This window comes from Janthinobacterium woesei (genome assembly GCF_051380875.1).
Lineage (GTDB): Bacteria > Pseudomonadota > Gammaproteobacteria > Burkholderiales > Burkholderiaceae_D > Janthinobacterium.
In genome coordinates this window covers 132,156-144,865 of record NZ_JBNYXW010000014.1, presented here as the reverse complement: position 1 = coordinate 144,865, position 12,710 = coordinate 132,156, and the positions used below count along the sequence as shown (strand labels likewise).

Sequence of the window (12,710 nt, the reverse complement as noted above, 5' to 3'; positions counted from 1 at the left end):
CTGTTCATCAGCCGACGATGCGCAAGGAATAATCGGTGGCCCGCACATCCTTGGTCAGGCTACCGATCGAGATGCGGTCCACGCCCGTCTCGGCGATAGTGCGCACGGTATCGAAGTTGATGCCGCCCGACGCTTCGAGCAAGGCGCGGCCGGCCGTCAGGGCCACGGCGCCGCGCATCATGTCGGTGCTGAAGTTATCCAGCAGCACCGACATGGCGCCCGCCTCCAGCGCTTCCTGCAGTTGCGCCAGGTTTTCCACCTCGACTTGCACGGGCACGCCCGCGTCCAGGTTGCGCGCATTTTCCAGGGCCTGGCTGATGCCGCCCGCCGCAGCGATGTGGTTTTCCTTGATCAATATGCCGTCGTACAGGGCCAGGCGCTGGTTCTTGCCGCCGCCCACGCGCACCGCGTATTTCTGTGCCAGGCGTAGCCCAGGTAAGGTTTTGCGCGTATCCAGGATGGAAGCCTTGGTGCCGGCGATCACGTCCACGTAGCGGCGCGTGGCCGTGGCCACGGCAGACAGCAGTTGCAGGAAATTGAGGGCGCTGCGCTCGGCCGTGAGCAAGGCGCGCGCCGGTGCTTGAATGGTGCAGACGACGCTGTCGGCCGTCATCATGTCGCCTTCGGCGTAATGCCATGCAATGTCGATGCTGCGGTCCAGGCTTTTCATGATGCCTTCGAACCACGGCGCGCCGCACAGCACGGCCGCTTCGCGCACGATGACGCGCGCCGTGACGATGTCGTCTGGCGGCACCAGTTCGCCCGTCAGGTCGCACTGGCCCACGTCTTCCATCAAGGCGGCGAGCAAATTGGCTTCAAAGGCACGCGCCAGGGCCGCATCGAAAGGAGCGAAAGAATTAACGAGGGTACTCATGCTGGACCGATTCCTTGGAACAATGTAGTTTCTTTTGCCAGATCTGCACCCGGCTGCAGGCCCGCCTTCCTGGCGGCGGCAAAATCGAGCATGCGCTTGATCGAGCGTACGGCCAGCTGGCCGACGGCGGGATCGACGTGAATTTCGTTATGCATGTTTTCCAACGTCTCTGCCAGGTTCAGCAAGCCGTTCATGGCCATCCACGGGCAATGCGCGCAGCTCTTGCAGGTGGCGCTGTTGCCAGCCGTGGGCGCTTCGATGAAACGCTTGCCCGGTGCGGCCGCGCGCATCTTGTGCAGGATGCCGTTGTCGGTGGCGACGATGAAAGTATCCGTGTCCATGCTTTGCGCTGCCGCAATCATTTGCGAAGTCGAACCGACCATGTCGGCCAGCGCCACCACGTTGGCGGGCGACTCCGGGTGCACCAGCACCTTCGCTTGCGGATACTCTGCCTTGAGCAAATCGAGTTCGATGCCCTTGAATTCGTCGTGCACCAGGCAGCTGCCCTGCCACAGCAGCATGTCGGCGCCCGTTTCCTTCTGGATATACGAACCCAGGTGTTTATCTGGCGCCCACAGGATTTTCTTGCCCTGCGCATGCAGGTGGGCGACGATATCGAGGCCGATGGACGAGGTCACCATCCAGTCGGCGCGTGCCTTGACGGCCGCGCTGGTATTGGCGTACACCACCACGGTGCGGTCCGGATGGGCGTCGCAGAAGGCCGTGAATTCATCGACCGGGCAACCGAGGTCGAGCGAACAGGTCGCGTCGAGGTCGGGCATCAGCACGGTTTTTTCAGGACTGAGGATTTTTGCCGTCTCGCCCATGAAACGCACGCCGGCCACGACCAGGGTCTTGGCCGGATGGTCGCGCCCGAAGCGGGCCATTTCCAGGGAATCGGAGACGCAGCCGCCCGTGGCTTCGGCCAGGTCTTGCAGGTCGGCATCAACGTAGTAGTGGGCGACGAGCACGGCTTCGCGCTCGATCAGCAGGCGCTTGATGCGCGTGATCAGTTCGGCTTTTTCGGCCGGGGAAGGCGTCGCTGGCGTGCGTGCCCAGGCGTGGGCAGTGCAGCTGGCTCCGTCTTGTGGATGTTCATACTCGACGGATTTGATTGCTAAAGTTTGCATGGCTGTGTCAAACAAAAACGGGATAGACCGGCACTATCGCATAGAAGCAAGTTGCGCCGGAACGAAATGACCGCGGCGCTTCGGTTTCAGTGGTGCCAATGGCACCACCCATTTTCCAAACGCCTGACTTTAATCGATACCCTGGCTCTTGAGGTAATCCTCATAATTGCCACGGTAATCGACCACTTCATTTTCCTTGATCTCGATGATGCGGTTGGCCAGCGAGGAAACGAACTCGCGGTCATGCGAGACGAAGATCAAGGTGCCGGCGTATTTCTCCAGCGCAATGTTCAACGATTCGATCGATTCCATGTCCATGTGGTTGGTCGGCTCATCGAGCATCAGCACGTTGTGGCGGCCCAGCATCAGCTTGCCGTACATCATGCGGCCCTTTTCACCACCGGACAGCACCTTGACGGCCTTTTTCACATCATCGCCGCCAAACAGCAAGCGGCCCAGGATGGAACGCACGGCCTGGTCGTCGTCGCCCTCTTTCGTCCACTGGCCGATCCAGTCGGTCAGGTTCGTGTCTTTGGCGAAATCTTCCGTCGGGTCTTGCGGCATGTAGCCCACGTTGGCGTTTTCCGCCCATTTCACGCGGCCCTGGTCGACTTGCAAACCGGTAATATCACCAGCGATGCAGCGCAGCATGGTGGTCTTGCCGGCGCCATTGGCACCGATGATGGCGATACGCTCGCCCGCTTCGACCATGATGGAGAAATTCTTGAACAGCTGGCGGTCGAAACCTTTCGAGATATTGTCCACTTCCACGGCCAGGCGGTGCAACTTCTTCTCGCCATCAAAGCGCACGAACGGATAGGCGCGCGACGATGGCTTGATGTCATCGACCTTGATCTTTTCGATCTGCTTGGCGCGCGACGTCGCCTGGCGGGCCTTGGACTTGTTCGCGGCAAAGCGGCGCACGAATTCCTGCAGCTCGGCCACTTTATCTTTTGCCTTGGCGTTATTGGCCAGTTGCTGGTTGCGCGCCTGGGTCGAGGCGAACATGTATTCGTCGTAGTTGCCCGGATAAATCTTCAGCGTGCCGTAGTCCATGTCGGCCACGTGGGTGCACACCTGGTTCAGGAAGTGGCGATCATGGGAAATGATGATCATGGTGGAGTTGCGCTCATTGAGCACGTCTTCCAGCCAGCGAATCGTGTTGATATCGAGGTTATTCGTCGGTTCGTCGAGCAGCAGGATGTCCGGATTCGAGAACAGCGCCTGCGCCAGCAGCACGCGCAGCTTCCAGCCTGGCGAGACATTGCTCATCGGGCCTTGATGCAGCTCAATGGCGACACCGGCGCCCAGCAGCAGTTCGCCGGCGCGCGATTCGGCCGTGTAGCCGTCGTATTCGGAAACTTTGCCTTCCAGTTCGGCCGCCTGCATGTAGTCGTCGTCGGTCGCTTCCGGGTTCGCGTAGATCGCGTCGCGCTGCTGGATGGCAGCCCACATTTCCGTGTGGCCCATCATGACCACGTCGAGGACGCGCATGTCTTCAAAGGCAAACTGGTCCTGGCGCAGTTTGCCCAGGCGCTCGTTGGTATCGAGCATGACATTGCCGCCCGACGAGTCCAGGTCGCCGCCCAGGATCTTCATGAACGTCGACTTGCCGCAGCCGTTCGCGCCGATCAAACCATAGCGGTTGCCGTCGCCGAACTTGACGGAGATATTCTCAAACAATGGCTTGGCGCCAAACTGCATCGTAATGTTAGCTGTAGAAAGCATTAGTATTAGGTCTTTATCCAGTGAAAACAGGTAGTTAGGTACTTTTCTCCCATTATACAGCACCCACCATCATCCACTCTATAGTGGCGGGGGAAAGACATCTGGAGCAACTGAGGAAAAATACAGGAAGCAATATAATGGCAAGAAAAATGGCAAGCAAATATGATTGCAGCCTTTCCATTGAACAGAGACGCTGCGCTGGCTCCGTTCATCCGTCTTGTCACTTTAATCACTTTACAGGCATCACTTGAAAAAAATCACCGCCGCTGCCTCTGTGGCCGCCATTGCCATCGCCGCCAGCGCCTATGCATCGCCCTACTACGCCTTGCACCAGATCAAGACCGCCCTGGCCGAACGCAATGCCGATGCCCTGGCCACGCACGTGGACTTCCCGGCCCTGCGCAGCAACGTCAAGAGCCAGCTGGAAGCGGCAATGGCCAACAGCATCCAGGCAGCCACCGGCAGCGACAACCCCATCGCCGCGCTGGGCCAGTCGATCGCCAGCGCCATGCTGGGCAAAATGGTCGACGCCATGGTCTCGCCCGCCGGCGTCGTCGCGCTGATCAACAAGAGCGCCATCAGCCCGCAACCGGCAGCGGACGCGGGCGCGCCAGCCGACGGCGCACAGAAAAAAACCGGCTATGCGGCAGGTTACGCCGGCCTGAACAAATTCGTCGTACGCGCCAAGGACGGCGGCGGCAAGGAAGGCGCACTGGTGCTGCAGCGCCACGGCGTGTGGGGCTGGAAACTGAGTGGTATCGAGATTGCACCGGCGGTGGCGGGAAGATAAGACGACCGGTGTGGCGTTTCGCCAGGCGCGGTGCCATCACGCTGCCGAGTCACACCCTTGCTTCGGACCGTCCTCTACGTGAAAGGCCTGGTGAGGGGTCGATCCAGATTTTCATGCGCAAGACGCTGCAGGGCTGCCCGCAGCGGTAGCGGCATGGCGCGGGCACCGCTGGCAGAGGTCCGGCTTACATGCCCAGCGACTTGAGCAGGTCGGAATTGTCGTCGTCGTCCGGCGCGGCAGGTGCTGCTGCGGCGGCGGCCTGGCTGGCCTGGTTGGCGTGCTCGGTCGCCATCAGGGCGTCGGCGTCGTATTCCTTCGAATCGAAGTCGTGCAGCTTGATGAATTCGGTGCGGTCGATGGCCAGTTCCAGGTAGAAAATATTGTTCTTTTCCGTGTAGAACGTCACGCGGCGCATTTCCGGGCGGTCCAGCGGCGTATCGACGCTGAGCATCACTTGTTTGTTCAGCACCAGCATCTTCGGCTGGTTTTGCGTGATATTGGTTTGCAGCTCGCGCCGGACCTTGCCGGTGAAGTCGCCGACGATCTGGTTCATCAGTTCGCCCATGATGTTCGACACTTCGTCCGAGGTGTAGAAGCTGGCCAGCTCCGACTTCGGCATGCCCATGTGCAACATGTAGCGCTCGTAGATTTCCATCGCCGTATCGGCGGCGAAATTGAGCACCACCAGGCCCGTGAAGCCGCCGTCGAACATCACGAAGCAGCCGATGTCCGGTTTCAAGCCGGTCTTGGTGATGCGCTGCACCATGCCGGAGTAATTGACCTTGCTTTGCGTTGCCACGTTGAGCACCCGAACCACCGAGTTGCACAAACTCATCAACAAATCTTCTGTACCGTACACAACTGCCTTTTCTGGATTCATGAACAACCTCTCTTGCTTTTTAAGATGACAGCACAGTTTCCCTGTCCGCCGCGAGCCGCAACACGACGGTTTCGCTCAGCAGCCGGACGACTTCATCTTTGCCTGCCTAATCGTGCCTGGCCGCGCCAGCTTCGTTGCCGCTGGCGTTGGCCGCGTTATTGCTCCGCGGTTATTGCTCCACATTCTTACTTTTTTCTGTAGAGAAATAAGTATCAGATGCGCAGAATACCCAGATGTCACATTTCCGTCCAGCCATACCTGCATTTACTTGATGATCTGTGCGGAAATGCCATACCTGGCCAGGACAGCGGCCTCGCCGCAGGAAAAAGTGACTAAAAATCAAGCGCGCGCAAGACAACGCCGCTGATCAAGCTATCCCGGCTCAGGTAAGCGAATGCGCGTTGCCCGATGCGCAGGCGGTGGGCGTCAAAAATGGCCAGCAAGTCGCCGTCCTGCCCTTGGTTCAGGTGATGCAGTGCAGTCACGGTGATGCGGCACGTCTTTTCCTTCCCGAAGGCGCTCAAATGGAAGGTAATGGCACCTTCGGCCTGGTCGAGCCCGACACTGTCCGTGATGATGTCATAGGGCATGGCAGGGCTCCTCGCTGCGTACGCTGCGCAATTGCCCGGGCCGCCACGTGGGAGCCGCAAGCCCAGGCGCCTGGTGAACGTTCATGCAGCGGATGTTGCCGAAGAGCCAGCATGGCGCGGCAAGTCGATGATGAAGACGCAGCCATGGCCAGGTGCGCTTTCCACGCTTAATGCCCCGCCATTCGCTTCAACGCTGCGCTTGGCGATCGACAGGCCCAATCCCAGCCCCGTCTTGTTGGCGCCGCCTTGGGTGAAGGGCAGAAACATTTCACCTGCGGCCTGCGGTGACAGGCCGCTACCGTCGTCCTCCACTTCGATCCTGATCCGCTCGCCACTGGCATACGCGCGCAGCACCACCGAGCCATTCGGCGCGCCAAACTTGAAGGCATTTTGCAGCAGGTTGCCCACGGCAGACAGCAGCAAATCCTTGTCGGCATTGAGCTGCAACAAGGGCGCGACATCTTCCACGACCAGGATGCAGCGCAACAGCGCCGCTTCCAGGCTTGCCGAATAGCCCAAATCAGCGATGAAATTACTCACAAAAAAAACAGAGCGCTGCAATGTCAAGCCCGCCTCCACCCGCACTTCGGCCAATGAACGGTCGATCAGGGTACGCAAACTGACGAGGCTACGATCGAGCACGGCACCCGTCGCGCCCGACATGCCCATACCGCCCTGCTTGAGCGCAGCGACGGCGAGTCCGGCCGTACCCAGGTGATTGCGCAACTCATGGGCGAGGAAACCGATGCGCACACTGAGTTCGCGTGCCTGTTCGTTGGCGATCAGCACATCGCGCTGCTGGGTAAATTCGGAGACGGCTTCGGCAATGCCATTGTCGAGGCAGCGGTTCAGGGTTCTGAATTCTTCCACGGCGAACGGTACGTCCAGGACCAGGGCAAGATCGCTGACGGCCTGGCACAAGTCGCCATAGTCGTGCACCACCTGGCTGACGGAATAGCCCAGCGCCAGCAACTGTCCACCATGCAAGGTAGCGCTGTCGGCCAGTTCCGATGTGGCCAGTGTACTGCCATCGGCGGGGCCGGAAATAGCCAGGCTTTTCACCATCTGGCCCGCCTCTTCCGCCTTCAGGGTGCGTATCAACTGGTCCAGGAAGATGGGGATGCCTTGCTGCAACTGAGACTCGGTCGGCAAACGCAAGGGCCTCTTGGCGACTTTTTCACGGCACCGGCGCTCAAGCTCAGCGCGATTTTCCGATAGGAATATATGCATCATGACGTTTTACCTGCGATCTTTTATGGGTAGCAACCAGCGCAGCCTAGCGAAATTTCCTGCAAAGTGCTGTCTGTTACCGCACATACAATATGCGCAAACATGCACACGCGTGCTGTGACAGCAGGGATGCCGCCTAAAGTGCGCAACGGTATTACTTTAACCATAGACAATGCGCTCCGCTGGAATTGCTTTAGAGCATTTTCTGGCGCCTGACATTGAATTTTGGCTGGCCACGCGTCCGCATATCCCGAACAAGCAGGAAGCCAAGGCGCTGCGCCAGGCTTGCAATGGCATATAGAAAAGATGCCGGACGAAAGCCATGGCACGATTGACCATCCGGCCGCCTTGAAGGCTTTCCGCGCCGTGGTCAAGCCGCAGGCGCCGGCGAATTAATAAAACATGGACAAACTGTAATCGTGTGTGGGACTCGGCAGGGAAACTGGCTAGTAAAATCGGCAACCCTGTTTCGGCAGCCTTTTTGCCACACCTGAGCCCACATCAATGAACTTTCTACAACTACTCATCCTCTCCATCGTCCAGGGTTTCGCCGAGCTGCTGCCCGTCTCCAGCTCCGCCCACGTCATCATGGCGGAAAAACTGATGGGCCTGGACCCGACGTCCCCCGAGCTGACCATGCTGCTGGTGATGTTGCACACAGGCACAATGTTCGCCGTGATCGTGTACTTCTGGAAATCCTGGCGCGCCACCTATTTCAGTTCAGCCGCCGCCTTTCGCAGCAATGTATTGCTGCTCGTTGCCGCGACGGCCTTGACGGGCATCGTCGGCTTCGGCTTGCTGAAAGGCATTACCCACATCATGAGCAAGGATGCGCCCGGCTTTGAAATCGAGCACCTGTTCGGCAACGCGAAACTGATGGCGGGCGCGCTGGCTGCCGCTGGCGTGCTGATCATCGCATCGTCGCGCCTGAAAGTGCGCGAAGGCGGCACCTTGTCCCTCGGCAAGGCGATGGTGATAGGCGCAGTACAAGGCCTGTGCCTGCCATTCCGCGGCTTTTCCCGCTCCGGCGCCACCATTTCGGCGGGCATCGCCATGGGCGTGCCGCAGCGCCGCGCCGAAGAGTTCAGTTTTGCCTTGGCCGTGGTGCTCACGCCAGCCGTGCTGGTCAAGGAAGGCTGGCGCTTTTACCAGGCCGTCGCCAACGGCAGCCTGGACCACTTACAGCACGGCAACAGCCTGCTGCACTTGATCGGCCCCAGCCTGCTTGGCATGCTGCTGTCGTTCCTGGCTGGCTTGCTGGCCCTGCGCTGGCTGTCGCGCTGGCTGGAGCAGGGGCGCTGGCATTTCTTTGGCGCCTATTGCCTGCTTGCCTCCTTGGTCGTGCTGTGGCTGGGGTAAAATCGCCGGGTTTGTAGTGTCCTGCCATCCCAGCCAAGCTCCACTGAAAGCCAACGATGAATTTCGCCGCCACCGCCGCCCTCTCGCTTGCCATGTCCACCGACGCCTTCGCGGCAGCCGTGGGCAAGGGCGCCGCCCTGCACAAACCAAAATGGCGCGAAGCGCTGCGCACGGGCTTGATCTTCGGCGTCATCGAAGCCACCACGCCCATCATCGGCTGGGCGCTGGGCAGCGTGGCCGCGCCCTACGTGGAAGCGTGGGACCACTGGATCGCCTTCAGCCTGCTGGGCATCATCGGCCTGTTGATGATACGTAATGCCCTTTCCGATGCCGACGAAGAAGAAGCGCCGGCGCAGTCGCACTCGTTCTGGGTGCTGGCCGCAACGGGCCTGGCCACCAGCATCGACGCCATGGTGGTGGGCGCGGGCCTGGCCTTGCTGGGCGCCAATATCGTCGTCACGGCCGCCGCCATCGGCTTTTCCACCTTCGTCATGGTGACCCTGGGCGTGATGCTGGGCCGCGTGCTCGGTGCGGTGGCGGGCCGGCGCGCCGAACTGGTGGGCGGCCTGGTGCTGATCATCATCGGCTGCGTGATTTTATACGAGCATATCGGCCACCCGGCGGGCTAAGGCGCAGGAGCGTGCCTGCCATCATGATAGCCGCAGGGGAGCCTGCCAGGCAGACGCGCACGGTACGCCGAGCGGCGTGGATGGACGCGCGCTTTGTGCTAACGCTTTATGCTACATTAAACGCTCCGCATTCATGTCTCGCTAGGTGCCCATCATGGAAACTCTGGAGCTGCTTTTTGCCTCGCTGGTACGCGACACGGCTGAATCGATCCGCGACCACCACGTCCCATTTGCCATCAAGCACGATGAACGCGCCTATTTCGAATGGATGGATGGGCACCCGATCAATGGGTATATCCAGGAGGCGTATCGCGAGATCGAAGAAACGGCCCAGCAGCTCCGCGCCATTCGCGCTGGGTGATCACGGCTGCCGCAAGCTACTGCGCGGGGCGCTTTGCGGCCGGGGCCGCTCGCTACGCTTGCAGTAGCCGTCGCGACGCTCGTTGGAGCGTAATTGAGAAATTAGGTATTGATGCAGATCAAACATTCTTTTGTTTCAACCGTAACGATCGTCCTGTACCGCGACAATCGGGTCTGGAGGCGGCAAACATGGATCAGCAACAAAAACAGCAGATCAGGGGTTATGAATTTCATGTGACGGGGGCGCTGGAGAAGGATGGGCGCTACCGGGGCATGATTCTAGTGAGCAAGCGCGGCGACACGCAGCAGGTGTATGCCGAGCCCGTGCTGATCGAGACGGCCAGCAGTTTCAAGTCCGTGCATGCGGCCCTGATCGAGGCCTCGGCATACGCCCAGGAACTCATCTATAACGGCGCCATCAAGGCGCTGCTGCTGGCCGACGTCCCCATCGCCGGCAAGCAGGCGCCGCAGCCGCCTGATATGGTTGGCAATTAGAACCACAGCGGCGCGCCAGCCTGTCCGCCAGGGGCACTCGTATACAGGGGCACTACAGGGGCACGCGTATAATCACGCGCTTTCCTGACGAAACCTATGAACGAATGGAACATGTGAATTTGCCGCTGGTCTTCCTGGTCGGTTGCGCGCTGATTGCCTTGCTGGCCAAGAAGAATGGCTACTCGTGGTATCTGTTTTTCTTTGCCATTGCCGTGCCCACACCGCTGTTACTGCTGACCTTGCCACGTGTGCTAGGCGTGGAGATCGCCTCGCTGACCTCCGTACGCCTGGGTGCCGCCCTGCTCTTTCCGCTGGCCGGCCTGCTGCTGGCCTTGCGGCGCAAGCGCTAACGCTGTTTCAGCGTGCCGGTGCCTCCATCGGCCAGGCGCCAGCCGACCGACAGTGCCACTTGCTGCGCTTCTGTTTCATTGCTGCAATCGTCGTAGTCGCAGGTGTCGGCATACGCGCCGCAAGCCTGGTTCTGGCTGACAAAGGAGCCTACCCAGCGGCCATCGCGGCGCTGGCAAGCCGTGGCGCTGATGGTAAAACCTTTATGGATGGTGGGGTTTTCCAAGGACATGTTTCCTCCGATGCAAAAAGCGTCAGGGATCTGACTGACTGACAGTGTACGCCGTGCACCACACGCGGTCTGTACGTTTGACCACACTCAGACAAGGCGCGCGCCACCCCTCGCCCGGCAGACCGATCGGGTATGATTTCGCCATGTGTGGACGATTCGATCAAAATGACACGGCGCGCGTGATGGCGTCGTCTTTCGGCTGGACTGACGCGGTGTTCGACAGCGAGGCCGAGCCGCACCTGAATGTTGCACCCGGCACTTACCGGCCCGTGCTGCATGTCCAGGATGGCGTGCGCAGGGTCGACGACGTATTCTGGGGCTACCGCCCCGCTTGGGCCGCTGCCATGCCCCCGTCACCCGCCTCGGGCAAGAAAAAAATTCCCATCGCCATCAATGCCCGCCTGGAAAAACTTGCCGGCGCCTACTGGAAACCCTTGCTGCGCGCGGGGCGCGGCATCATCTGCGTCGATGGCTGGTATGAATGGACGGTTGAAAAAGGCGCGAAACAACCGTGGCATATCCACCGCAAGGATTGCGCGCCCCTGTTTTTGCTGGCGCTGGCCCAGTTCGGGCCGTACAAGCTCAACCGCGAAGAAGCGGGTTTCGTGCTGGTGACGGCCGACAGCCTGGGGGGCATGGTCGATATCCACGACCGCCGCCCCGTCGCCGTCAGCCAGGAAGATGCCCACCGCTGGCTCGATCCCGCGTTGACGCCCGAGGCGGCGCTGCACCTGGCGCGCACTTGCATGCTCGATACGCAACTGTTCGCCTGGCACGCGGTCGACAATCCGCTGGTGCCCAAGGCGAAAGCAAAACCGCCAGCCGCAGCGCCCAGCCAGGCATCGTTCGACTGGTAAAGAGAGCCAGGACGATCAAGAGGATGAAGGCAGGCGCGCCAGGCGGCGCCACAGCGATTCCATCGGCCCCTGGCGAAAGAGCAGCAGCCAATAGCGGCTGAGCATGACTTGCCCCGCCATGATCAACACGGCCAGTCCCAGCATCTCGGCGGGACGCAGCTTTGCGCCCCAGCCCAAGCCCTGCCCCTGCAGCAGCCAGGTACCGATCAGCGATTGCAGCAGATAATTGCTCAGCGCCATGCGTCCCACGGGCGCCAGCCAGGCGCCAAGCCAGCGCAGCATGAACGGTCCGGCCAGCATCAGCGCCGCCACATAGCCGGCCGCCAGCAAGGGGCCGCCGGCAAACAGGCCCACCTCGAACAATGCTGCATCGAGCACTTTTTGATACGGATCAACGACTTGCCAGGTGATGGCCCATGCTGCCAGCAGGTTCAATGGCAGTCCCACGCCCAGTCCCACGGCGCAGACCCAGCGCCACAGGCGCTGGTGGCGTTGCGGCTGCGTCAACCAGCCGAAGCGCACGCAAAGTATGCCCAGCAGGAATAGCACGATGATGTGCGGCAGCATGACGATGGCGTACAGCAGGGAGAGCAGGAAGTCGTTGGCGCGCAGCGCCGCCACCGCCCACGCACTGCCTTGCGTATAGATGGCGTAACGGGCGGCAAAACTCTGCAGATCGCGCGCGATGTCGGGCGCCCCGCCCTGCTGGCCCACGGGAATCAGCAGGCACAGGAACAGCAAAAAGCCGCCCGCCACCAGCCAGGCGCGGTTGCGCACGCGGCTCAGGCGGGCAGACGCCAGCGGCAGGATCAGCATGCCGCTGATCGCGTACGAGGTCAGCACGTCGCCGCTCCAGATGAGAAAGCCGTGCAGCAGGCCGAACACGAGCAGCCAGCGCAGGCGGCGCCGGTACGCCGCCTGCGCCAGCTCCCAGCTGCCAAGCTGGCGCTTGAGCGAGCGCGTCTGCAGGGCAAAACCGGCGCCAAACAAAAAGGCAAAGATGGGATAGAACTTGAACTGCGCCAGCGCCGCCACAAGGAAAATGGCGAGCTGGTCCAGCGCGGGCGGCTGCGCCGGCAAGGTGCCGTAGCGCAAGGAGATGGTGCCCCAGGCAAAGCCCCAGATATTCACCAGCAAGATACCAAACACGGCGATGCCGCGCAGCACGTCGAGCTGCAGCAATCTGCCGGGTTTGGCGGACACGGCGT

Annotated in this window: 15 protein-coding genes; 7 read left to right on the top strand and 8 right to left on the bottom strand. The window is 60.8% G+C overall.

Translation table 11 applies throughout. From position 1 onward, the window contains the following. Positions 1 to 7: 7 nt before the first annotated feature. From nadC to ACQ4W6_RS17635, 3 genes are all read right to left on the bottom strand, one after another. The gene (gene nadC / locus ACQ4W6_RS17645; RefSeq protein ID WP_436568473.1) at positions 8 to 874 is read right to left on the bottom strand and encodes a carboxylating nicotinate-nucleotide diphosphorylase; all 867 of its coding nucleotides are present in this window, start codon (positions 872 to 874) and stop codon (positions 8 to 10) included. Further along, a complete protein-coding gene (nadA, locus tag ACQ4W6_RS17640) occupies positions 871 to 2,004 on the bottom strand; it encodes a quinolinate synthase NadA (RefSeq protein ID WP_436568472.1) in 1,134 nt (377 codons plus the stop codon). The genes nadC and nadA overlap by 4 nt, the downstream gene beginning before the upstream one ends. 129 nt (positions 2,005 to 2,133) lie before the next feature. Beyond that, positions 2,134 to 3,732 carry an ABC-F family ATPase gene (locus tag ACQ4W6_RS17635; protein WP_436568471.1) on the bottom strand — a complete coding sequence of 533 codons (1,599 nt, stop codon included), beginning with the start codon at positions 3,730 to 3,732 and terminating at the stop codon, positions 2,134 to 2,136. A gap of 247 nt (positions 3,733 to 3,979) precedes the next feature. On the opposite strand from ACQ4W6_RS17635, the gene ACQ4W6_RS17630 reads away from it, so the two are divergent. Then, complete coding sequence (locus tag ACQ4W6_RS17630) at positions 3,980 to 4,522, top strand: DUF2939 domain-containing protein (RefSeq protein WP_436568470.1); 543 nt, start codon at positions 3,980 to 3,982, stop codon at positions 4,520 to 4,522. A 184-nt stretch (positions 4,523 to 4,706) separates the two neighbouring features. Here ACQ4W6_RS17630 and ACQ4W6_RS17625 read toward each other — a convergent pair whose 3' ends face one another. The 3 genes from ACQ4W6_RS17625 to ACQ4W6_RS17615 all read right to left on the bottom strand — a co-directional run bounded on the left by ACQ4W6_RS17625 (position 4,707) and on the right by ACQ4W6_RS17615 (position 7,150). Then, positions 4,707 to 5,402 (bottom strand): DUF3334 family protein, encoded by a 696-nt coding sequence (locus ACQ4W6_RS17625; RefSeq protein ID WP_436568469.1) that lies wholly within the window; start codon positions 5,400 to 5,402, stop codon positions 4,707 to 4,709. A 332-nt stretch (positions 5,403 to 5,734) separates the two neighbouring features. Beyond that, complete coding sequence (locus tag ACQ4W6_RS17620) at positions 5,735 to 5,992, bottom strand: DUF1488 family protein (RefSeq protein WP_436568468.1); 258 nt, start codon at positions 5,990 to 5,992, stop codon at positions 5,735 to 5,737. An 81-nt stretch (positions 5,993 to 6,073) separates the two neighbouring features. Then, a complete protein-coding gene (locus ACQ4W6_RS17615; RefSeq protein WP_436568467.1) occupies positions 6,074 to 7,150 on the bottom strand; it encodes a sensor histidine kinase in 1,077 nt (358 codons plus the stop codon). Between the two features lie 576 nt (positions 7,151 to 7,726). Here ACQ4W6_RS17615 and ACQ4W6_RS17610 point away from each other — a divergent pair. The 5 genes from ACQ4W6_RS17610 to ACQ4W6_RS17590 all read left to right on the top strand — a co-directional run bounded on the left by ACQ4W6_RS17610 (position 7,727) and on the right by ACQ4W6_RS17590 (position 10,415). After that, a complete protein-coding gene (locus ACQ4W6_RS17610; protein ID WP_436568466.1) occupies positions 7,727 to 8,581 on the top strand; it encodes an undecaprenyl-diphosphate phosphatase in 855 nt (284 codons plus the stop codon). Positions 8,582 to 8,637: 56 nt separating this feature from the next. After that, complete coding sequence (mntP, locus tag ACQ4W6_RS17605; protein WP_436568465.1) at positions 8,638 to 9,210, top strand: manganese efflux pump MntP; 573 nt, start codon at positions 8,638 to 8,640, stop codon at positions 9,208 to 9,210. 154 nt (positions 9,211 to 9,364) lie between these two features. Further along, entirely contained in the window at positions 9,365 to 9,571 is a 207-nt protein-coding gene (locus ACQ4W6_RS17600) for a hypothetical protein (RefSeq protein ID WP_436568464.1), read from the top strand. Positions 9,572 to 9,759: 188 nt separating this feature from the next. After that, complete coding sequence (locus ACQ4W6_RS17595) at positions 9,760 to 10,065, top strand: hypothetical protein (protein ID WP_436568463.1); 306 nt, start codon at positions 9,760 to 9,762, stop codon at positions 10,063 to 10,065. Between the two features lie 104 nt (positions 10,066 to 10,169). Continuing rightward, entirely contained in the window at positions 10,170 to 10,415 is a 246-nt protein-coding gene (locus tag ACQ4W6_RS17590; protein WP_436568462.1) for a hypothetical protein, read from the top strand. Here the strand turns inward: ACQ4W6_RS17590 and ACQ4W6_RS17585 are convergent. Next, the gene (locus ACQ4W6_RS17585; RefSeq protein WP_436568461.1) at positions 10,412 to 10,645 is read right to left on the bottom strand and encodes a hypothetical protein; all 234 of its coding nucleotides are present in this window, start codon (positions 10,643 to 10,645) and stop codon (positions 10,412 to 10,414) included. The genes ACQ4W6_RS17590 and ACQ4W6_RS17585 overlap by 4 nt on opposite strands. Before the next feature lie 143 nt (positions 10,646 to 10,788). On the opposite strand from ACQ4W6_RS17585, the gene ACQ4W6_RS17580 reads away from it, so the two are divergent. Beyond that, positions 10,789 to 11,502 (top strand): SOS response-associated peptidase, encoded by a 714-nt coding sequence (locus tag ACQ4W6_RS17580; RefSeq protein ID WP_436568460.1) that lies wholly within the window; start codon positions 10,789 to 10,791, stop codon positions 11,500 to 11,502. A gap of 15 nt (positions 11,503 to 11,517) precedes the next feature. Here ACQ4W6_RS17580 and ACQ4W6_RS17575 read toward each other — a convergent pair whose 3' ends face one another. Next, positions 11,518 to 12,705: a DUF418 domain-containing protein gene (locus tag ACQ4W6_RS17575; RefSeq protein ID WP_436568459.1), complete on the bottom strand. Its 1,188-nt coding sequence runs from the start codon at positions 12,703 to 12,705 to the stop codon at positions 11,518 to 11,520. Positions 12,706 to 12,710: the final 5 nt, after the last annotated feature.